The sequence below is a fragment of the Citrobacter sp. Cpa228 genome (assembly GCF_030333085.1).
Lineage (GTDB): Bacteria > Pseudomonadota > Gammaproteobacteria > Enterobacterales > Enterobacteriaceae > Citrobacter > Citrobacter pasteurii.
The window spans coordinates 203925-224543 of sequence record NZ_JAOWGQ010000037.1 but is presented as its reverse complement, the minus strand read 5'-3'; the positions used below and the strand labels follow the sequence as shown (position 1 = coordinate 224543).

19 protein-coding genes and 1 tRNA gene are annotated in these 20619 nt (G+C 54.3%); 13 read left to right on the top strand and 7 right to left on the bottom strand.

The window, feature by feature from the left end; translation table 11 throughout:
• The first annotated feature begins 6 nt into the window (after positions 1-6).
• From OGX91_RS05825 to ureG, 5 genes are read left to right on the top strand one after another with little or no spacing between them, the layout of a single operon-like run.
• On the top strand, positions 7-327 hold the full coding sequence (locus tag OGX91_RS05825) for an urease subunit beta (RefSeq protein ID WP_188231884.1): 321 nt from the start codon (positions 7-9) through the stop codon (positions 325-327).
• Positions 320-2023 (top strand): urease subunit alpha, encoded by a 1704-nt coding sequence (gene ureC, locus OGX91_RS05820; RefSeq protein ID WP_199947155.1) that lies wholly within the window; start codon positions 320-322, stop codon positions 2021-2023. Before OGX91_RS05825 ends, ureC begins: the two co-directional genes overlap by 8 nt.
• 9 nt (positions 2024-2032) lie before the next feature.
• Entirely contained in the window at positions 2033-2491 is a 459-nt protein-coding gene (gene ureE, locus OGX91_RS05815) for an urease accessory protein UreE (RefSeq protein WP_199947156.1), read from the top strand.
• The gene (locus OGX91_RS05810) at positions 2491-3162 is read left to right on the top strand and encodes an urease accessory protein UreF (RefSeq protein WP_199947157.1); all 672 of its coding nucleotides are present in this window, start codon (positions 2491-2493) and stop codon (positions 3160-3162) included. The genes ureE and OGX91_RS05810 overlap by 1 nt, the downstream gene beginning before the upstream one ends.
• 9 nt (positions 3163-3171) lie before the next feature.
• A complete protein-coding gene (gene ureG, locus OGX91_RS05805) occupies positions 3172-3789 on the top strand; it encodes an urease accessory protein UreG (protein WP_003838095.1) in 618 nt (205 codons plus the stop codon).
• A gap of 37 nt (positions 3790-3826) precedes the next feature.
• On the opposite strand, the gene tsaD is transcribed toward ureG, so the two are convergent.
• Positions 3827-4840 carry a tRNA (adenosine(37)-N6)-threonylcarbamoyltransferase complex transferase subunit TsaD gene (gene tsaD, locus OGX91_RS05800; protein ID WP_199947158.1) on the bottom strand — a complete coding sequence of 338 codons (1014 nt, stop codon included), beginning with the start codon at positions 4838-4840 and terminating at the stop codon, positions 3827-3829.
• A 236-nt stretch (positions 4841-5076) separates the two neighbouring features.
• Between tsaD and rpsU the strand changes: the two genes are divergently transcribed.
• From rpsU to OGX91_RS05775, 5 genes are all read left to right on the top strand, one after another.
• A complete protein-coding gene (rpsU, locus tag OGX91_RS05795; protein WP_001144069.1) occupies positions 5077-5292 on the top strand; it encodes a 30S ribosomal protein S21 in 216 nt (71 codons plus the stop codon).
• A 234-nt stretch (positions 5293-5526) separates the two neighbouring features.
• Positions 5527-7272 (top strand): DNA primase, encoded by a 1746-nt coding sequence (gene dnaG, locus OGX91_RS05790; RefSeq protein WP_199947159.1) that lies wholly within the window; start codon positions 5527-5529, stop codon positions 7270-7272.
• A 359-nt stretch (positions 7273-7631) separates the two neighbouring features.
• On the top strand, positions 7632-9476 hold the full coding sequence (rpoD, locus tag OGX91_RS05785; RefSeq protein ID WP_005131403.1) for an RNA polymerase sigma factor RpoD: 1845 nt from the start codon (positions 7632-7634) through the stop codon (positions 9474-9476).
• 160 nt (positions 9477-9636) lie between these two features.
• The gene (gene yncE / locus OGX91_RS05780; protein WP_199947160.1) at positions 9637-10686 is read left to right on the top strand and encodes a 7-bladed beta-propeller protein YncE; all 1050 of its coding nucleotides are present in this window, start codon (positions 9637-9639) and stop codon (positions 10684-10686) included.
• A gap of 10 nt (positions 10687-10696) precedes the next feature.
• Positions 10697-12694, top strand: coding sequence for a TonB-dependent receptor domain-containing protein (locus tag OGX91_RS05775; RefSeq protein ID WP_199947161.1), 1998 nt, complete (start codon positions 10697-10699; stop codon positions 12692-12694).
• 30 nt (positions 12695-12724) lie between these two features.
• Here OGX91_RS05775 and mug read toward each other — a convergent pair whose 3' ends face one another.
• Positions 12725-13231, bottom strand: a complete 507-nt coding sequence (gene mug, locus OGX91_RS05770) for a G/U mismatch-specific DNA glycosylase (protein WP_123267880.1) — start codon at positions 13229-13231, stop codon at positions 12725-12727.
• A 124-nt stretch (positions 13232-13355) separates the two neighbouring features.
• Between mug and OGX91_RS05765 the strand changes: the two genes are divergently transcribed.
• Positions 13356-13431, top strand: a tRNA-Ile gene (locus OGX91_RS05765).
• Positions 13432-13659: 228 nt separating this feature from the next.
• Here OGX91_RS05765 and OGX91_RS05760 read toward each other — a convergent pair.
• The 5 genes from OGX91_RS05760 to OGX91_RS05740 form a co-directional block, all read right to left on the bottom strand.
• Positions 13660-13983, bottom strand: a complete 324-nt coding sequence (locus OGX91_RS05760) for a DUF1889 family protein (protein WP_071887391.1) — start codon at positions 13981-13983, stop codon at positions 13660-13662.
• 113 nt (positions 13984-14096) lie between these two features.
• Positions 14097-15908 carry a diol dehydratase reactivase subunit alpha gene (locus OGX91_RS05755; RefSeq protein WP_005131408.1) on the bottom strand — a complete coding sequence of 604 codons (1812 nt, stop codon included), beginning with the start codon at positions 15906-15908 and terminating at the stop codon, positions 14097-14099.
• 10 nt (positions 15909-15918) lie between these two features.
• Positions 15919-16347 (bottom strand): glycerol dehydratase small subunit DhaB3, encoded by a 429-nt coding sequence (locus OGX91_RS05750; RefSeq protein WP_005131409.1) that lies wholly within the window; start codon positions 16345-16347, stop codon positions 15919-15921.
• Positions 16348-16349: 2 nt separating this feature from the next.
• Entirely contained in the window at positions 16350-16934 is a 585-nt protein-coding gene (locus OGX91_RS05745) for a propanediol/glycerol family dehydratase medium subunit (RefSeq protein WP_005131410.1), read from the bottom strand.
• An 11-nt stretch (positions 16935-16945) separates the two neighbouring features.
• Positions 16946-18613, bottom strand: a complete 1668-nt coding sequence (locus tag OGX91_RS05740; protein ID WP_199947162.1) for a propanediol/glycerol family dehydratase large subunit — start codon at positions 18611-18613, stop codon at positions 16946-16948.
• 391 nt (positions 18614-19004) lie between these two features.
• On the opposite strand from OGX91_RS05740, the gene OGX91_RS05735 reads away from it, so the two are divergent.
• On the top strand, positions 19005-19433 hold the full coding sequence (locus OGX91_RS05735; protein WP_005131412.1) for a GlcG/HbpS family heme-binding protein: 429 nt from the start codon (positions 19005-19007) through the stop codon (positions 19431-19433).
• Positions 19434-19455: 22 nt separating this feature from the next.
• Positions 19456-20619: a 1,3-propanediol dehydrogenase gene (dhaT, locus tag OGX91_RS05730; RefSeq protein WP_005131413.1), complete on the top strand. Its 1164-nt coding sequence runs from the start codon at positions 19456-19458 to the stop codon at positions 20617-20619.

Here is a 20619-nt window from a genome sequence, read left to right as displayed (position 1 = left end):
GCGGTAATGATCCCAGGTGAATATCAGATCGCAAAAGGCAATATCACGCTTAATCAGGGGCGGGAGATCTGCACGATCGTGGTGGAAAATCATGGCGACAGGCCCATCCAGGTGGGATCGCACTATCACTTTTACGAAGTGAACCCGGCGCTGCGCTTTGACAGGCTGGCCGCACGCGGCTTTCGTCTGAACATTGCTGCGGGCACAGCGGTGCGTTTTGAGCCGGGACAAAAACGCGAAGTCGAACTGGTGCGCGTCGCTGGCGCACAAAGGATCGTGGGTTTTCGCAGTGAAGTGATGGGCGCGCTGGAGGCAGATAATGAGTGAAATTTCCCGGCAGGCGTACGCCGATATGTTTGGCCCAACCACCGGCGATAAGGTACGCCTGGCAGATACTGACCTGTGGATCGAAGTAGAAAAAGATTTCACCACCTACGGCGAAGAGGTCAAATTCGGCGGCGGAAAAGTGATCCGCGACGGCATGGGCCAGGGGCAAATGCGCGCGCAAGCGTGTGTGGATCTGGTAATAACCAACGCGCTGATCGTCGATCACTGGGGGATCGTGAAAGCGGATATCGGCATCAAAGCCGGCAGGATCTTCGCCATCGGCAAAGCGGGCAACCCCGATATTCAGCCCAACGTTACGATCCCGATAGGCGTGGGAACTGAAGTCATCGCCGGGGAGGGCAAGATCGTCACCGCGGGCGGCGTGGATACGCATATTCACTGGATCTGCCCACAGCAGGCGCAGGAGGCGCTGGTTTCCGGCGTAACGACGATGATCGGCGGCGGCACCGGTCCGGCCGCGGGAACTCACGCCACCACCTGTACGCCGGGTCCGTGGCACATCGCGCGCATGCTGCAGGCGGCAGACGCATTGCCGGTTAACATCGGTTTACTGGGCAAAGGTAACGGCTCAAATCCTGACGCCTTGCGCGAGCAAATCACCGCGGGCGCAATTGGCCTGAAAATCCATGAAGACTGGGGTGCCACGCCCGCCGCTATCGACTGCGCGCTGACCGTGGCCGACGAAATGGACATCCAGGTCGCGTTGCACAGCGACACGTTGAATGAGTCTGGATTCGTCGAAGATACGCTGGCGGCGATTGGCGATCGCACTATTCATACCTTCCACACCGAAGGGGCGGGTGGCGGCCATGCGCCGGATATCATCACCGCCTGCGCACATCCGAATATCCTGCCCTCCTCTACGAACCCGACGCTGCCCTATACCCTCAACACCATCGACGAGCATCTCGACATGCTGATGGTTTGCCACCATCTCGATCCGGATATCGCCGAAGATGTGGCCTTTGCCGAATCACGCATTCGCCGGGAAACGATCGCTGCCGAAGATGTGCTGCATGACATTGGCGCCTTTTCCCTGACCTCGTCCGATTCACAGGCAATGGGGCGCGTGGGCGAAGTGATTCTGCGCACCTGGCAGGTAGCACACCGTATGAAGGCGCAGCGTGGCCCCCTGGCAGAAGAGACCGGCGACAACGACAACCTGCGCGTTAAACGCTACGTCGCCAAATACACCATCAACCCGGCGCTAACCCACGGTATCGCTCATGAAGTCGGCTCCGTTGAGCCTGGCAAACTGGCCGATCTGGTGCTGTGGTCACCGGCATTCTTTGGCGTAAAACCGGCAACGATCGTTAAGGGCGGGATGATTGCCTGCGCGCCGATGGGCGACATCAACGCCTCGATCCCGACTCCGCAGCCGGTGCATTACCGCATGATGTTCGGCGCACTTGGCGCGGCGCGGCATCACACCCGGTTGACCTTTATTTCGCAGGCCGCTGACGCGCAAAACATCGCGCAGCAACTCAACCTGCAAAGCGCCATCGCCATCGTCAAAGGCTGCCGAACGGTGAAAAAGGCCGACATGATCCACAACGGCTTGCAACCCAATATCACCGTTGATGCTCAGACCTACGAGGTGCGTATTGATGGCGAACTGATTACCAGCGAACCGGCCAACGTTTTGCCAATGGCGCAACGCTATTTTCTGTTTTGAGGAGTGACGATGATCTACCTGACCCAACGCCTGGACCATACCCACCGCGTCACCGCAAGCGTCACGCTACCCATTGATATGCGGGTAAAAAGTCGTGCCAGAGTGGCGCTGAACGACGGTCGCGAAGCCGGGCTGATGCTACCGCGCGGTTTGCTGTTACGCGGTGGCGACCTGCTGACAACCGAAGATGGCAGCGAGGTGATCGAAGTGATCGCCGCGCCGGAGTCGGTTTCCGTGGTGCGCTGCGCCGATCCTTTCCTGCTCGCCAAAGCCTGTTATCACCTCGGCAATCGCCACGTTCCGCTGCAAATCCTGCCGGATGAGCTGCGCTACCACCACGATCATGTGCTGGACGCCATGCTGCGCCAGTTCAACCTTGAGGTGACGTTCGCTCAACTACCGTTTGAACCGGAAGCAGGCGCTTATGCCAGTGAATCACACGGGCATCATCACGGCCATGCGCACTGATGCATAACACCCAACAGCTGCGTCTGATGCAGCTCGCCAGCAGCGCACTCCCGGTGGGGTCGTTTACCTGGTCCCAGGGTCTGGAGTGGGCGGTGGAGATTGGCTGGGTGAAAAGCATCGATGACTTCTCTGCCTGGCAAATTCAGCAGATGGAGCAGAACTTTTTTACCGTCGACCTACCGCTGCTGGCGAGACTGTATCGCGCCTGCGAGCAGGACGATCTCGACGCCGCACGCCGCTGGAGCGCTTACCTGTTGGCCTGCCGGGAAACCCGCGAACTGCGGGATGAAGAACGCAGTCGGGGCGCGGCGTTTACGCGGCTGGTCACCGACTGGGAAGCGGATTGCTCGCGGGAGTGGCGCACTCTCTTCGCCGACAGCCAGCTTTGCGGCATGGCCTGGCTGGCCGTGCGCTGGAAAATCCCCCTGACCGGGCTGGCGTTAAGCCTCGGCTACAGCTGGATTGAGAGCGCAGTGATGGCTGGCGTCAAACTGGTTCCCTTTGGGCAACAGGCGGCCCAGCGTTTGATTATTGCGCTATGCGATCGCTATGCGCAGGGTCTGGCACAGGCGCTGGCGTGTCCTGACGCCAGTCTCGGCTCCGCAACGCCGTTGGCCGCCATCGCCTCTGCCCGGCATGAAACGCAATATTCCCGATTATTCCGCTCCTGAGGAGAAAAAATGAGTAACTACAAGCATCCCCTGCGTGTGGGCGTTGGCGGCCCGGTCGGTTCCGGCAAAACGGCGCTGCTGGAAGCGTTATGCAAAGCCATGCGCAGTAGCTATCAACTGGCGGTGGTGACCAACGATATCTACACCAAAGAAGATCAGCGCATTCTCACCGAAGCGGGCGCACTGGAGCCAGACAGGATCGTCGGTGTGGAAACCGGCGGCTGCCCGCATACCGCCATCCGCGAAGATGCCTCGATGAATCTGGCTGCCGTAGAGGCGTTAAGCGAGAAATTCGGCAATCTGGATCTGATTTTTGTGGAAAGCGGCGGCGATAACCTGAGTGCCACCTTTAGCCCAGAATTAGCGGATCTGACGATCTATGTGATCGACGTTGCTGAAGGCGAGAAGATCCCGCGTAAGGGAGGCCCGGGGATCACTAAATCCGATTTTCTGGTGATCAATAAAACCGATTTAGCGCCTTACGTCGGCGCCTCGCTGGAGGTGATGGAACGCGATACCCTGCGCATGCGCGGCGAGCGTCCGTGGACGTTCAGTAATTTAAAATCCGGAGAGGGTCTGGAAAAAATTATCGCGTTTCTGGAAGAGAAAGGAATGCTGCGGATGTAGCGTCTTGCCCGGTAACATTGCGCCACCGGGCAAAAAATCACGCCGCCGGTAATTCCGCCAGCGGCCAGCGTGGGCGCACGGTTACGCCAAGATCCGCCGTTGCGCCCGCTTTAAAACGCACCATGCCCGCGTAGGCGATCATCGCCCCGTTGTCGGTACAAAATTCCGGACGCGCGTAAAATACTTCGCCACGACGTTTTTGCATCATTTCAGCCAATTTTGCGCGCAGCGTACGGTTCGCGCTCACGCCCCCCGCCATCACCAGACGTTTAAAACCGGTTTGATCCAGTGCGCGTTTGCACTTGATCATCAGCGTATCCACTACCGCATCTTCAAACGCACGGGCGATATCTGCGCGCGTCTGATCGTCATTTTCGTTATTACGAATGGTATTCGCGGCAAAGGTTTTCAGCCCGGAGAAGCTGAAATCCAGCCCCGGACGGTCGGTCATCGGGCGCGGGAAGACAAAACGTTTTTCAACGCCTTGCGATGCCAGTTTTGACAACATTGGGCCGCCAGGGTAATCCAGCCCCAGCAGCTTGGCCGTTTTATCAAACGCTTCGCCAGCGGCATCATCAATCGATTCGCCCAGCAATTCATACTGACCGATACCGGTGACGCTAATCAGCTGCGTGTGACCGCCGGAAACCAGCAGCGCGACGAACGGAAAAGCAGGAGGATTATCTTCCAGCATCGGCGCCAGCAGATGCCCTTCCATATGGTGTACAGGAATTGCCGGCACGTTCCAGGCGAACGCCAGCGAACGTCCTACGGTGGCGCCGACCAACAGCGCGCCAACCAGACCAGGACCTGCGGTATACGCCACCGCATCAATCTCTTTTGCCGTCAGTCCCGCCTCTTTCAGCGCGGCCTGGATCAGCGGTACGGTTTTACGTACGTGATCGCGCGAGGCCAGTTCTGGCACTACGCCGCCGTAGTCAGCGTGTAATTTCACCTGACTATACAATTGGTTGGCTAAAAGACCTTTTTCATCGTCGTAAATGGCGATGCCGGTTTCATCGCAGGATGTTTCAATACCCAGTACACGCATGACTTGTTTTACCTCGCTCTATTACCGCGCAGTGTAGGACCAATGCGGGTTGATGTAAAACTTTGTTCGCCCCAGGAGTTCCGCTCGTGTATACTCCTTGTCCTTATAAAAGTCCCTTTCAAAATCGCGTCGGTGCTTTACAAAGCAGCAGCAATTGCAGTAAAATTCCGCACCATTTTGAAATAAGCTGGCGTTGATGCCAGCGGCAAACCGAATTTATTAAAGGTGAGAGTTACATGCCGGTAATTAAAGTACGTGAAAACGAGCCGTTCGACGTAGCACTGCGTCGCTTCAAGCGTTCATGCGAAAAAGCAGGTGTTCTGGCGGAAGTTCGTCGTCGTGAGTTCTATGAAAAACCGACTACCGAACGTAAGCGCGCTAAAGCTTCTGCTGTGAAACGTCACGCGAAGAAACTGGCTCGCGAAAACGCACGCCGCACTCGTCTGTACTAATCTATTGAGAGCCAACGCTCTCAATTCAGACTGAGTTGTAGTTGTAAGGCCGTGCTTCCGGAAGGAATGCGCGGCTTATTTTCGTTTATGCATTGGCATATACACAAAATCATTCAGTATGCATCAAGGCGGCAAGTGAGTGAAGCCCCGGAGCTTACATAAGTAAGTGACAGGGGTGAGCGAGCGCAGCCAACACAGAGGCAGGCTGAAGGATGAAGTGTATAAAAGGGGCATATGGCTGGACGAATTCCACGCGTATTTATCAATGACCTGCTGGCAAGAACCGACATCGTCGATCTCATCGACGCGCGGGTAAAGCTGAAAAAGCAGGGCAAAAATTATCACGCGTGCTGTCCGTTCCATAACGAAAAAACCCCCTCTTTCACCGTAAACGGTGAAAAACAGTTTTATCACTGCTTTGGGTGTGGCGCGCATGGCAACGCCGTCGACTTTCTCATGAACTACGACAAGCTTGAGTTCGTGGAAACCGTCGAAGAACTGGCCGCAATGCACAACTTAGAAGTGCCCTATGAAGCAGGCAGTGGCTCCAGTCAGATAGAGCGCCATCAACGTCAAAGCCTTTATCAATTGATGGACGGCCTGAACACTTTTTATCAACAGTCTTTGATGCAGCCCGCCGCTACCCCTGCGCGCCAGTACCTGGAAAAGCGAGGATTAAGTAGCGACGTAATCACCCGTTTTGCTATTGGTTTTGCGCCCCCCGGTTGGGACAACGTCCTGAAACGGTTTGGCGGCAATGCTGAGAATCGCAAATCGCTGGTTGATGCGGGGATGTTGGTCACCAACGATCAGGGACGCAGTTACGATCGCTTCCGCGAACGGGTGATGTTCCCCATCCGCGACAAACGTGGTCGGGTCATTGGTTTTGGTGGACGCGTGCTGGGCGATGCCCTGCCAAAGTACCTCAACTCCCCGGAAACCGATATTTTCCATAAAGGTCGCCAGCTGTATGGCCTTTATGAAGCCCAGCAGGATAACGCCGATCCACAGCGCCTGTTAGTGGTAGAAGGCTATATGGATGTGGTGGCGCTGGCGCAATACGGAATTAACTACGCCGTGGCATCCCTTGGGACGTCAACCACCGCCGATCACATCCAACTGTTGTTCCGCGCGACGAACAACGTAATTTGCTGTTACGACGGCGACCGTGCCGGACGCGACGCAGCATGGCGCGCGCTGGAAACCGCACTGCCTTATATGACAGACGGCCGCCAGCTACGTTTTATGTTTTTACCTGACGGCGAAGACCCCGATACGCTGGTGCGTAAAGAAGGGAAAGAGGCCTTTGAAGCCCGGATGGAGCAGGCGCTGCCGCTCTCCGCGTTTTTATTTAACAGCCTGTTGCCGCAGGTCGATTTGAGTACCCCAGACGGGCGCGCACAGCTCAGTACGCTGGCGCTACCGCTGATCACTCAGGTACCAGGTGAAACGTTACGCATTTATCTGCGACAGGAGTTGGGAAACAAGCTCGGCATTCTGGATGACAGCCAGCTTGAACGTTTAATGCCAAAACTGGCAGAAAATGGGGCTTCCCGCCCTGTTCCACAGCTAAAACGTACGACCATGCGTATACTGATAGGGTTACTGGTGCAAAACCCGGATTTGGCTCCGCTGGTTCCGCCGTTAGGCGCTCTGGATCGAAATAAGCTGCCTGGACTTGGCTTATTCAGAGAACTGGTCAACACTTGTCTGGCTCAGCCAGGTCTGACCACTGGGCAACTTTTAGAACACTATCGTGGCACAAATGATGCTGCGACCCTTGAAAAACTGTCGATGTGGGACGATATAGCAGATAAAGATATCGCAGAAAAAACCTTCACCGACTCACTCAACCATATGTTTGATTCGATGCTTGAACTGCGCCAGGAAGAGTTGATAGCTCGTGAGCGCACACACGGTTTAAGCAGCGAAGAACGCCGGGAACTCTGGACGCTGAACCAGGAACTGGCCAGGAAATAAGAGAAAGACAAAACAAAGACAAAATCATTCGCGTTGTATCAAGGCAGCAAGTGAACGAACGCCAGGGAGTGTACATAAGTACATGACCAGGATGACAAATCCGCCGGGAGCGGATTTGAACGCTGCTTGCGGCGGCCCCGTAAGGGGCGAGGCTCAGGATGAGCCGAGTAACGAACGCAGCTAACGCAGAGACAACGTGAAAGATGAAGTATTTAACGGCTTAACTGCCGAATATCGATCGGGAAGCCCCCGACAGCCGCACGGAGAGGCAGCGGCAAAATATAAGTATGCCCTCGTTTTGCCGTTGGCGGTTTTACCGCCCAACACCAATCAAACGAATTAAGTGTGGATACCGTCTTATGGAGCAAAACCCGCAGTCACAGCTGAAGCTTCTTGTCCAACGTGGTAAGGAGCAAGGCTATCTGACCTATGCCGAGGTCAATGACCATCTGCCGGAAGATATCGTCGATTCAGATCAAATCGAAGACATCATCCAAATGATCAATGACATGGGTATTCAGGTGATGGAAGAAGCACCGGATGCCGATGATCTGCTGCTTGCTGAAACCTCCAACAGCACCGATGAAGACGCGGAAGAAGCGGCTGCCCAGGTTCTGTCCAGCGTTGAGTCCGAAATCGGCCGTACAACTGACCCGGTTCGCATGTACATGCGTGAAATGGGTACCGTTGAACTGTTAACCCGTGAAGGCGAAATCGACATCGCTAAACGCATCGAAGACGGGATTAACCAGGTTCAATGCTCCGTTGCCGAATACCCGGAAGCCATCACCTACCTGCTTGAGCAATACGATCGCGTAGAAGCTGAAGAAGCACGTCTTTCCGATCTGATCACCGGCTTTGTCGATCCGAACGCAGAAGAAGACATGGCGCCAACCGCGACCCACGTCGGCTCTGAACTTTCTCAGGAAGAGATGGATGATGACGAAGACGAAGATGAAGAAGACGACGACGACAGCAGCGACGACGATAACAGCATCGACCCTGAATTAGCGCGCGAGAAATTCGGTGAACTGCGTACTCAGTACGAAATCACTCGCGACACCATCAAAGCGAAAGGCCGCAGCCATGCTGCCGCGCAGGAAGAAATTCAGAAGCTGTCCGAAGTGTTCAAACAGTTCCGCCTGGTGCCGAAGCAGTTCGACTACCTGGTAAACAGCATGCGCGTCATGATGGACCGCGTGCGTACTCAGGAACGTCTGATCATGAAGCTCTGCGTTGAGCAGTGCAAAATGCCGAAGAAAAACTTCATCACCCTGTTCACTGGCAACGAAACCAGCGAAACCTGGTTCAACGCGGCAATCGCGATGAACAAACCGTGGTCTGAAAAACTGCACGATGTGGCAGATGACGTTCACCGCGGCCTGCAGAAACTGCAGCAGATTGAAGAAGAAACCGGCCTGACCATCGAGCAGGTTAAAGACATCAACCGTCGTATGTCCATTGGTGAAGCGAAAGCCCGCCGTGCGAAAAAAGAGATGGTTGAAGCAAACTTACGTCTGGTTATCTCCATCGCTAAGAAATACACCAACCGTGGTCTGCAGTTCCTGGATCTGATTCAGGAAGGCAACATCGGTCTGATGAAAGCGGTTGATAAGTTTGAATACCGTCGTGGTTACAAGTTCTCCACCTATGCAACCTGGTGGATCCGTCAGGCGATCACCCGTTCGATCGCGGATCAGGCGCGTACCATCCGTATCCCGGTACATATGATTGAGACCATCAACAAGCTCAACCGTATCTCCCGCCAGATGCTGCAAGAGATGGGGCGCGAACCGACACCGGAAGAACTTGCTGAACGTATGCTGATGCCAGAAGACAAGATCCGTAAAGTGCTGAAGATCGCTAAAGAGCCTATCTCCATGGAAACGCCGATCGGCGACGATGAAGATTCGCATCTGGGTGATTTCATCGAGGATACCACCCTCGAGCTGCCGCTGGACTCTGCGACCACCGAGAGCCTGCGTGCCGCAACGCACGACGTTCTGGCTGGGCTTACCGCCCGTGAAGCAAAAGTTCTGCGTATGCGTTTCGGTATCGATATGAACACCGACCACACGCTGGAAGAAGTCGGTAAACAGTTCGACGTTACCCGCGAACGTATCCGTCAGATCGAAGCGAAGGCATTGCGTAAACTGCGTCACCCGAGCCGTTCTGAAGTACTGCGTAGCTTCCTCGACGATTAATCGTTTCTGTTATTAAGAAGCTCCCTCCGGGGAGCTTTTTTTTTGGGATTTTCCGCAGTGTACAAAAATTGGTAGGGGCATTGTCTATACATGCAATTGTAAATGATATTTATTTTCATTATCATTTTTCTTTTCGTAAACAACTGTAAAGAAAAATGACATGAATTTCAAAACATTAAAAAATAAGTCCCTCTGCGCGCTTGCGATTTCACTGGCACTTTATGCCGGTTCAGCCCTGGCAAAAGGCTTTACTGAGGATCAGTTCGCCTCTCAGACGCTTGGTCATGGCGTTTACGAACTGGCTTATGACGCCGGACAACAGGCTATCTATGCAGCCTCTGCCCCCTCTTTCGACAAAGATAAAACCGCCGGTGAAGTGTTCCTGTTTTCAACTGAATCATTAAAAGTCGATGAGCGGATCGCCACCGAACGCCGTCCTTTTGCGGTCTCACTGGATGAACCTAACCACATTCTCTGGCTAGGTAATGCGCTGGATGGCTCACTGACCCTGCTGGATACCCGCACCCATAAAGAAGTGAAAATGCTTCAGCTTGCAGACGAAGAAAATAAAGCCCACGTTCGTGAAGTGGTGCTCGACAAGAAGCACCACCGTCTGTATGTCTCCGGTATTGGCAGTGAAAATAAAGGTGTGCTGTGGGTTGTCGACACACATAACCAGAAACTATTACACGCTCTCAAAGGGATGGATCCGGTCGGTTTCGCCGTTGATGAAGCTGGCAATAAAGTTTACGCCGTCACCGGCAAAGGCGAACTGGTTACCCTGGATGGCAAAACGTCGCAGGTTCTGTCGCGTGTGAAGGTTGACCCCTCCGAGCCGAAGCATTACTTCCTGAACATCGCGTTGAACACGGCCAAAGGCGTCGGATTTATCGCCGATACCAACACCGCCGACGTGCTGGTAGTTCAACTGGACAACGGTAAAATTGTTCACCGTGTTCCCACGCCAAACTCTATCGCTGCGGTCTATAACCCTGCCCGCAACGAAGTGTATGTTACCCATCGCAATGCCCGTCAGATTAGCGTTATCGATGCCAACACTTACAGCCTGAAGCACACCATCAAAACGGCAGCAATGCCAAACAGCATGGTGCTTTCTCCTGACAGCAAAACGCTCTTCGTTAGCGTGAAGCAGGATGAAAAAGCCAACAAGGCTGACTATGTACTCAAGCTCGATTTAACCCAGTTCTGAGGAATGCGTTGTGATTAACCAGACTCGTACCGCGCTGGCGATTTCGCTCGCCCTTGCCAGCCTCCCGGCGACCGTTTTCGCCGAAGAAACCACACCAGATAATGAAGATCAACTGGTGGTCACCGCCACCGGTTTCGCACAGGAACGCCGTGAGGCACCGGCGACCATCTCCGTCATCGGCGAGAAAGAACTGAACACCCGCTCTAACCAGAACGTCACCGAAGCCCTTCGCGAGATGCCCGGCGTATTGGTGGGTAATGGCAACGGTAGCCTTGCCACAGGCGATGTGCAGATGCGCGGCATGGACTCGACCTATACCTCCTACATGGTCAACGGCATCAAACAAGGCACCCGCGAATCGCGTCCTTACGGACACCATATCGGGACAGAGGCTGCCTTTTTACCGCCGCTTGCTGCTATCGAGCGAATCGAGGTGATTCGCGGACCGATGTCCTCACTGTATGGCTCTGACTCCATCGGGGGCGTGGTCAACGTCATCACCAAAAAAGGCTACAACCTCGATAAATGGACGGGTGTGCTGGAAGATAACTACTTCCTGCAAGAGAAGAGCGAGTACGGTAACACCAACCAGACCAATGTCTTCCTGATGGGGCCAATTATCCCCAGCAAGCTCGGGGTGAGCGTAGCGGCGGATTATCTTGATCGCCGTGATGACGACAGCATCTCCGATGAGCGCTTTGTGAAGCACCAGGCTGGCAATCTGGATGCCACCATCAACATGTCGCCGACCGACACCCAACTGTGGGATTTGAACGTCGTCAAAGGGCATCAGGTAAAATCACACAATGATAAAGCCTGGCAATGGGACTTTGACCGCGATGCCGCTTCACTTGCGCAGCATGCCTGGTACGGCGACGATCTGCTGGAAGTGAAGAACTTCATCAGCTACGAGAACGCTAAAACCGAGTATCGTGTGCCGGGCATGAGTTCGCAGTTCATTAAGCAGAAAAACTATGAAGCCAACAGCGCGAACACCTTTACACTGGGCGACCACAAGCTGACGCTGGGGATCAACTTCACCCGTAATGAGCTGGACGACACTTTCGGCATCGAAAACAAAGAAGTGCCGGGCATAACGCCGGTCAGCAAGATCACCCGTGACGGCTGGGCCATCTTCGCGGAAGATGCCTGGATGATGGTTCCGGACTTCACCCTCACCACCTCGGCGCGTCTCGATCACGACAGCTACTTTGGCTACCACGTCACGCCAAAACTCTACGGTAACTGGACGATTGACGAAAGCTGGGCGCTGAAGGGCGGCGTATCGGCGGGCTATAAAAAACCGGACCTGCGTGAGAACAATGAAGGTTTCACCAGCGTCTACGGTTCGTATCCGTATTCCTTCATTGGGATCGGTAACGATGACCTGAAACCTGAGCAGAGCGTCAACACCGAGCTGGGCGTTTACTGGCAACAGGACGCACTGGCGCTGGATGCAACCGTGTTCTTCACCAAATTCAAAAACAAGATCAGCGACTACACCATCTGTACCGCAACGGCCACGCAGAAGTGTATTTACAACGGGTATGAAGCGGAAGAAGTCTCGCAGTATTTCAACGTCAGCGACGCGGAAATCTATGGCCTGGAGCTGAACGGCGACTGGCAGGTCACTGCCGCGCTGAAAGCGAACGCGAACTACACCTATACCCACAGCGAGCAAAAGAGCGGTCAGTACAAGGGCGAGGCGCTGAACGAGTTCCCGACGAGCATGGCCAACCTGTCTCTGACATGGAATGCACTTAACGATCTGGAGCTGTGGAGTAAAGCCAGCTGGCGCAGCAATACGCCTGACATCGGCAAATCAACGTCAACCGACGCCTATGCGCTGGTCGATTTAGGCGCACGCTACCATCTCAACAAGAGCATCACATTGATGGCGGGGGTTTATAACCTGTTCGACGTGAACCCAATCTACAAAACGTCCTACAATCAGTCTTCCATCCTGGAAGGACGCCGCTACAACATGGGCGCACGCTTCGAGTTCTGACAGTGACGCCGGAGCCTAAGGCTCCGGCAGTTACAGGCCGCGCGCCTTCAACGCCACATTCACTTCCCGATACGCCTCTACCAGTTTATCCAGCGTGATCCGGCTTAACCCGCTGGGATTCGGCAATACCCATATTTGCGTCGCGCCAATGGTCAGCGTCTGTTTTCCCCACTGCGCCCCACGCTGGCTAAGCCCCTGCTCAAATGCCTGCTTCCCGAGGATAGCGAGCGCGGCGGGCTGATACTCTTCTATTTTCTCAATGAGCAGACGACCGCCGTTACGCATCTCCTGGAGCTTCACTTCATTGGCTTGCACCGTTGGTCTGTCGACAAATTTCGTCACGCCGCAGCGGAAGTCCAGCAGGTGTTGCGCCTCTTCGGGTTTAAGCTGACGATCGGTAAATCCCGCCTGATGGATGACCTTCCAGAAGCGATTAGCGGGGTGTGCAAAGGGGAATCCTGTCCCTGCGGAAGACAGCCCCGGATTGATGCCGCAAAACACCACCCGCAGCCCCGGCGCCAGTATGTCCTTAACCATAATTACTCCGAACAATACATCAAGGAACAAGTATAACGAACTGAAAATACATTGTTTATAAAAACAGCATCCGTACGCTTATGTCTGGATTGCAACGCGGAGTTACTTTATAATCCACCGCCACGGCCCCTTAGCTCAGTGGTTAGAGCAGGCGACTCATAATCGCTTGGTCGCTGGTTCAAGTCCAGCAGGGGCCACCAAATATCAAGGGCTTGCGAGAAATCGCAGGTCCTTTTTGTTATGGGAAATATATTCAATTGTTGGCAAACCAACAATTGAGTAGTTCAGGATGTGTAATGGTCTCTGGGAACACGCCATGCGGGGAATAAGGTATATCATGCGATACGCCAGCCCATATTGCTGGCATGCCATTAGGACGCTGCCATCAGGGATGGAAACGTCCGTTAGCGTTTTATTCGATAGTCAGCTCACACGAGTTCTTTGAGCTGCTCCTGCATATAGGTTGAAAAATACTCTGGGTTCTTGATAAGGATGCGGTTACCGGAGGCGACTTTTTCTGCCCATCCGGCTACTTTTTTCGTGAACTCAGGATTCCATCCCTCCTGCTCACCCCGTGCCATTACAACTTCCGGACTCGCTGGCACACCTAAGTCATGCAAATACTTTAGGATTCCCTTAGCGGTACTTTCATCCATTGAATGGGGTACTGACACTGAGGTGTTCATACCACCAATAAAATCCAATGCTTTCTCAATTGCTGTTGGCATGCTCTTATCCTTAAAATTAACCACGTGAGAGTCACATTTATACTATGTACCCAACTCAGCCGGGATATCAAAGAGAACGTTGCCTTTATTTGATTTACCCCGCAGCTAAACGCTTGCGGCGGCTGTTTTCTGCACGATTAATTCGCCATTCCGGCCAAAACCAGCCCGGTCGCCACCGCATTACGCGGCCCTTCGGTACCACGAATGTTGCCCTGTCCGGCGACAACCCCGTAATGTGCCAGCGCGTCGGTAATCATCTGTGGGATTTCGAAATCCAGCGATGAGCCCCCCACCAGCACCACAAAAGTGATATCGCGAATGGAGCCGCCGGGTGACACCTGGCGCAATGCACGCAGACAGTTCGTCACAAAGACCTTCTCCTTAGCCTGACGTCGCACCAGACGAATTTTTTCCAGCGAAGTCTGGTTATCCACGGGGATCAGCTCGCCGTCTTTCAGATACACCACTTTGGCAAACACCGACGGGCTGAGTGGTTCGCGGAAAAACTCCACCACACCGTTCTCATGGCGAATACTGAACAGGCTCTCTACTTTCGCCAGTGGGTATTTTTTTATTTCCTCGGCCAGAAACGGATCGCTCAGACCCAGCTCCGTCTGAATCAACAGGCTGACCATATTCCCCGCGCCGGCCAGATGTACCGCCTTGACTGCACCTTCGCTATTGATGATGGCTGCATCAGTGGAACCTGCGCCTAAATCGAGGATCGCCAGCGGCGCAGCACATCCAGGCGTCGTTAACGCGCCAGTCACGGCCATATTGGCCTCTACACCACCCACTTCAACAGCGGTGTTTAATCGCGCGCTCAACTCGCTGGCAATAGCCTGCATTTGTAAACGATCGGATTTCACCATCGCCGCAATGCCGACAGCATTTTCCATCGAACACTCTCCGGCGATGCCGCCCTGCACCTTGCGCGGAATAAACGTATCAACCGCCAGCAGATCCTGAATATGCACCGCGTTCATATCATGCCCGGACAGCGATGCCATCACCTTACGCACGCGTTCCAACATACCGCCTGCGTGCGTTCCCGCTTCACCGCGAATGTCACACACTGGTGCACAGGCGCTCATCGCCTGCATGATAGCCTGCGCCCCTTGCGCCACGTCAGCCTCGTCGCCGCGCCTTTCTCCGCGGATAAAGATCTTACCCGCCGGGATCACCCTTGAGCGCACATCACCCTGCGGCGTTTTCAGCACCACGGCGGAGCGGTTACCAATCAGCGCCCTGGCAATAGGGACGATGGCTTGCGTTTCCTCCGGCGTCAGGGCAAAGAACGTGGCGATGCCGTAGGGGTTAGACAGCGCACGAACAACCTGGCCCGCGGCTGCGACTTCGACCGCCGCCAACACCCCCTCCGGCACTTTTTCCAGCAGCGTGACTTCATCAACCACCGGCATAGTTCGCCGCAGACGATTGTTCACCAGCACGCCATCATCTTTTTTCAGGATTGCCGCCACCACGTTGATTCCGCGATCCAGTGCCTCATTGATAAGCCAAACGGCTTCGAGGAAATCCATCTCCTCGCCGACCAACGGGATCCAGCCTTGGGCAAACCGATCTTCGCTCAACGCCGCCAACTTCTCCACCGCGATGGTGGTTCCCATGCCCACGCCAACGCCGCCGGGCGTTTGCGGGTTATGCCCAATCATCGTTGATTCGGTAATAATGGTTTCCGTGATCGTTTCCATCGCCACATCACCAATCACCGGCGCGGCCTCATTGATACAGATTTTCGCCACATCGTTAAGCGACCATGGCGTTTTTTCCAGCGCCTGCTGCAGGGAAGCGACCACCCCGGCAATATTGTCCCGCGTTCCTTTCATGCCCGTGGTCGCGACAATCCCGCTGGCGATAAACCGGCCATGCTGCGCCAACGCCACTTCCGTGGTGGCGTTGCCGATATCAATCCCTGCGATTAACGGCATATTCCCTCCGTCACTGGCTGCCTTTACGCAGCTTGTTTCTCTGCTGATACACCTCTGCCGACTCACGCACAAATCCGGCGTTCACCGTCGCGTGCCAGGTATGTTCCAGCTCATCAGCGATCGCCTGTAACTCCGCGAATGAAGAGCGGAACGGACGTAGTGCGTTGTAGATTTCCAGAATGCGGGTATCCGGGATGGCAATCAGTTCGGCCGCGCGGCGGAAGTTGCGCGCCACGGCGTGACGTTGCATCTGTTCGGCAATCTGCGCCTGATACTCCAGCGTTTGCTGAGAAATACGCACATCCTGCGGCCCCACATGTCCCGCCAGCACATTCTCAAGGGTGATATCGGTTAGCGGTTTCCCGGTGGGGGTCAGAATTTTCTCCGGGCAGCGGGTAGCTAAAGGATAATCCTGCGCGGTCATGATGTTGTCGTTCATTGTCATTCCCTTACTAATGCAATATGCAGCGTGACAGGCGCAGCATCCTGCACCACATGCTTGGTTTCTTTAATGTGAAACAGCGCGGCTTTGGCCATAAATTTAGGGCGCACCATCTGGTCATTGACCACCGGAACCGGCGAGGGCGACTCTTTGCGTGCATAGCGCGCAGCGTTCTTTCCAATCTGGCGATAGGTTTCCAACGTCAGCAGCGGGGCCTGAGAGAAGAGTTCAAGGTTACTCAGGGGCAACAAATCACGCTGATGAATAACTGTGGTTCCCTTTGACTGAATACCAATCCCGATGCCGGAGCCACTGAGGTTCGCCGCATCCCACGCCATAAAAGAGACATCCGAGGTGCGCAGAATTCTCACCACCCGCACATGCAGTCCCTCTTCTTCAATCCCTGCCACCAGCTCTTTCAGAATCGCGTTGTGCGGCATATCAATCAGGGTCTTATGCTGGTGCTTGCCAAAGGCCGGCCCGACACCAATCACCACTTCGTCAGCGCGATCGTCTGCTTTTGCCGCCTCGCCTTCACTGACCTGCAAGGTAAAAACGGGCTTACGTTCAGTTGTGCATTCCACGGTGTACCGCCTTATTCAATCGAGCTGGGCTGAACCACGCCCGCAATATTTTTAATTTCTGCCCAGCGTTCGGCACTGATGCGATAGCCGGTGCCGGGTCCCTGATAATCATTGATATCGTTCACGGCGCTGACCACGTCGAACTGACGATCCAGAATGGCCGATGTTTGCAGGTAATCACCGGTCACGCGCTGTCTCAACATATTGAGAATATTGCTGGCGATATCTTCAAATCCGCTACCGCTTAGCGCCCCGACGATATCCAGCCCGGTAATGTTGCGCTTCATCATCTCTTCCACTGCCGCCAGATCTTCCACCACATTTCGCGCAGGCATGTCTTTGCTGCCGTGAGCGTAGGTGGCAGCCTCCACTTCCTCATCACTGATTGTCGGCAGACTCAGTTCGCGGAATACCGCCTGAATAGCCCGCGCCGCCTTGTTACGGATGGCGATGGTTTCTTCTTCGGTTACCGGGCGCAGGCCGCCGTCAACCATCAGATCACGTTGCAGTATGTTGTAATCATCGAAGTCTTCAGCATCGAAGTTAGAACCAGCAAACATGTTGTCGTAGTTGGGGACGGCGCTATAACCAGAGAAGATAAAGTCGGTGCCGGGCAGCATCTGCATCAGGGTGCGGGCGGTACGGCGAATATCAGAGTGTGAGAAGGTCTGGTCATTGGCCGAGGCCACTTCAAGGTCGAGCATCGACGCAATCAGGTTTTCTGCCAGCACGGCGCGAATACCCGACGGCACTGCGCCGGTCATGCCGATACAGCTGACCGCGCCGTTTTGCAGCCCCTGCACGCCCGCACCCTTAGTAATGAAAATGCAGCGGGATTCCAGGTACAACATCGATTTACTCTCGGAATAGCCCATCAAGGCTTCCGAACCGGTACCGGAGGTATAGCGCATCTTCAGGCCGCGGGACGCATAGGCCGAGGCGAGAAACGCTTTTGACCACGGCGTATCGTCGCCGTCAGTGAAGACCGATTCCGTTCCGTAGACCGACACCGTTTCGGCGTAGCTGGTTAACCCACGCATTCCCAGCTCCAGCTCAGTAGCCTCTTCAACAGAACATTGTGTCAGTACGCCAGGGCGACCACACTGAGAACCGACCAACAGCGCAAGGGCGTTAAACGGCGCATAGCGGGCAATCCCGACCGTCGTTTCCTGCTCGGAAAAACCACGAATCCCCGCTTCAGCGGCATCAGCGGCAATCTGCACCGGATTATCTTTCAGGTTGGTCACGTGGCACTGGTTAGAAGGGGTGCGTCGGGCGCGCATTTTTTGCAGCGCCATCATCATCTCTACCACGTTCATTTTCGCCATCACCTCCACCGCTTTCGCCGGGGTAATAGCAGTGGTAACGGCAATGATCTCTTCGCGACTGACGTGGATATCCACCAGCATTCTGGCGATCTCCAGTGCGTCGAGCTGCATGGCGCGCTCGGTTTCAGCCACGTTTATCGCGTAGTCGGCAATAAAGCGGTCAATCATGTCGAACTCGGCGCGGCGCTTGCCGTCCAGTTCAACAATACGACCCTTTTCCACCTTCACAGAAGAGGCCGGATCGTAGGGACTTTCCATGGCGATCAGACCTTCTTCCGGCCATTCGCCAATAAGCCCATCCTGATTTACAGGGCGCTTCGCAAGGACTTCGAATCGTTTTGATCTTCTCATAGTTTATGGACTCAAAAGATAAAGAATAGGGACGCCAGGCTGTATCGCTGGTGCTCTACCCCCCAGCAATCGCCTTTATCAGCAATAGCCGAACTTTAAATGAGCAGGCCGATAAAAAAATAAAATTAATTACGTTCCAATTTGGTACCTAATAAAAACGCATCGTTTCATATTGAAACGCAATTCAGGAATATCCATCGTGAATTGTGACGAGGTTAAATGATCATTATCAATAAACGCAAAACCGGGAAGGTGAATTTAATATCTTTGAAATTTTCGCCCTATTGACTTAATAACGCACGGCGAGAAAATAAGGTAAAGCCAATGATAAAAATAGCTGTTGCGCGATATGTTTCGTGACCTCAGCCCTACAACCTTGTCAGGAGAAACTGTGAATAAGAGCCAACAAATTGCCACCATTACGCTGGCGGCTGCAAAAAAAATGGCGCAGGCCGTTGAGGCTAAAGCGCTTGAGATCAGCGTTCCGGTGGTCTTTTCCGTGGTGGATCGCGGTGGGAATACGCTGCTAATGCAACGCATGGACGAGGCGTTTGTCACCAGCTGTGATATCTCTCTTAATAAAGCGTATACCGCCTGCTGCCTGCGCCAGGGTACCCATGAAATTACCGATGCAGTACAACCAGGTGCTTCTCTATATGGTTTACAGCTTACCAACCAACAGCGCATTGTTATTTTCGGCGGCGGTTTACCCGTCATATTAAACGGTAAATTAATTGGTGCCGTTGGCGTTAGTGGCGGCACCGTGGAACAAGATAGATTATTAGCAGAAACCGCACTGAATTGTTTCTCTGAATTATAATTTAAATCTAAGAAGGTATATTATGAGCTATCGTATGTTTGATTACCTGGTGCCAAATGTGAACTTCTTTGGCCCCAATGCTATTTCCGTTGTCGGCGAACGCTGCAAACTGTTAGGCGGTAAAAAAGCGCTGCTGGTCACCGATAAAGGTCTGCGGGCGATAAAAGACGGTGCGGTAGATAAAACGCTGGCACATCTGCGTGAAGCCGGGATTGAGGTGGTCGTATTTGACGGCGTAGAGCCGAACCCTAAAGACACCAACGTGCGCGACGGTCTGGAGGTCTTTCGTAAAGAGCAGTGCGATATCATCGTTACCGTCGGCGGCGGTAGCCCGCATGACTGCGGTAAAGGCATTGGTATCGCGGCGACTCACGAAGGCGATCTCTACAACTATGCCGGGATTGAAACCCTGACCAACCCACTGCCGCCGATTGTCGCGGTGAATACCACTGCCGGTACGGCCAGCGAGGTCACCCGCCACTGCGTGCTGACCAATACCAAAACCAAAGTGAAATTCGTGATCGTCAGCTGGCGTAACCTGCCGTCGGTTTCCATTAATGACCCGCTGCTGATGCTCGGTAAACCTGCCCCACTTACCGCCGCAACCGGGATGGACGCTCTGACTCATGCCGTGGAAGCTTACATTTCCAAAGACGCCAACCCGGTCACCGATGCCGCCGCTATCCAGGCGATCCGTCTGATCGCCCGTAATTTACGTCAGGCTGTCGCGCTGGGCAGCAACCTGAAAGCCCGTGAAAACATGGCCTACGCTTCGCTGCTGGCCGGTATGGCTTTCAACAACGCCAATCTCGGCTACGTTCACGCCATGGCGCATCAGCTTGGCGGTCTGTACGACATGCCGCACGGCGTGGCAAATGCCGTACTGCTGCCGCACGTGGCGCGCTATAACCTGATCGCCAACCCGGAAAAATTTGCCGACATCGCAGAGTTTATGGGCGAAAACACGGACGGACTCTCCACCATGGATGCTGCCGAACTGGCCATTCACGCCATCGCCCGTCTTTCCGCCGATATTGGCATCCCACAGCATTTGCAGGAGCTGGGCGTCAAAGAAGCCGATTTCCCTTACATGGCGGAAATGGCGCTGAAAGACGGCAACGCGTTCTCGAACCCGCGTAAAGGGAACGAGAAAGAGATCGCTGAGATCTTCCGTCAGGCTTTCTAA

Bases quoted from the DNA above. Each gene is read 5' to 3' on its own strand.
- OGX91_RS05750 (WP_005131409.1), bottom strand. From the start codon at position 16,347: ATGAACGACAACATCATGACCGCGCAGGATTATCCTTTAGCTACCCGC.
- OGX91_RS05740 (WP_199947162.1), bottom strand. From the start codon at position 18,613: ATGAGAAGATCAAAACGATTCGAAGTCCTTGCGAAGCGCCCTGTAAAT.
- OGX91_RS05810 (WP_199947157.1), top strand. From the start codon at position 2,491: ATGCATAACACCCAACAGCTGCGTCTGATGCAGCTCGCCAGCAGCGCA.
- ureG (WP_003838095.1), top strand. From the start codon at position 3,172: ATGAGTAACTACAAGCATCCCCTGCGTGTGGGCGTTGGCGGCCCGGTC.
- dhaT (WP_005131413.1), top strand. From the start codon at position 19,456: ATGAGCTATCGTATGTTTGATTACCTGGTGCCAAATGTGAACTTCTTT.
- mug (WP_123267880.1), bottom strand. From the start codon at position 13,231: ATGGTTAAGGACATACTGGCGCCGGGGCTGCGGGTGGTGTTTTGCGGC.
- rpoD (WP_005131403.1), top strand. From the start codon at position 7,632: ATGGAGCAAAACCCGCAGTCACAGCTGAAGCTTCTTGTCCAACGTGGT.
- ureC (WP_199947155.1), top strand. From the start codon at position 320: ATGAGTGAAATTTCCCGGCAGGCGTACGCCGATATGTTTGGCCCAACC.
- dnaG (WP_199947159.1), top strand. From the start codon at position 5,527: ATGGCTGGACGAATTCCACGCGTATTTATCAATGACCTGCTGGCAAGA.
- tsaD (WP_199947158.1), bottom strand. From the start codon at position 4,840: ATGCGTGTACTGGGTATTGAAACATCCTGCGATGAAACCGGCATCGCC.
- rpsU (WP_001144069.1), top strand. From the start codon at position 5,077: ATGCCGGTAATTAAAGTACGTGAAAACGAGCCGTTCGACGTAGCACTG.
- OGX91_RS05755 (WP_005131408.1), bottom strand. From the start codon at position 15,908: ATGCCGTTAATCGCAGGGATTGATATCGGCAACGCCACCACGGAAGTG.
- OGX91_RS05825 (WP_188231884.1), top strand. From the start codon at position 7: ATGATCCCAGGTGAATATCAGATCGCAAAAGGCAATATCACGCTTAAT.
- yncE (WP_199947160.1), top strand. From the start codon at position 9,637: ATGAATTTCAAAACATTAAAAAATAAGTCCCTCTGCGCGCTTGCGATT.
- ureE (WP_199947156.1), top strand. From the start codon at position 2,033: ATGATCTACCTGACCCAACGCCTGGACCATACCCACCGCGTCACCGCA.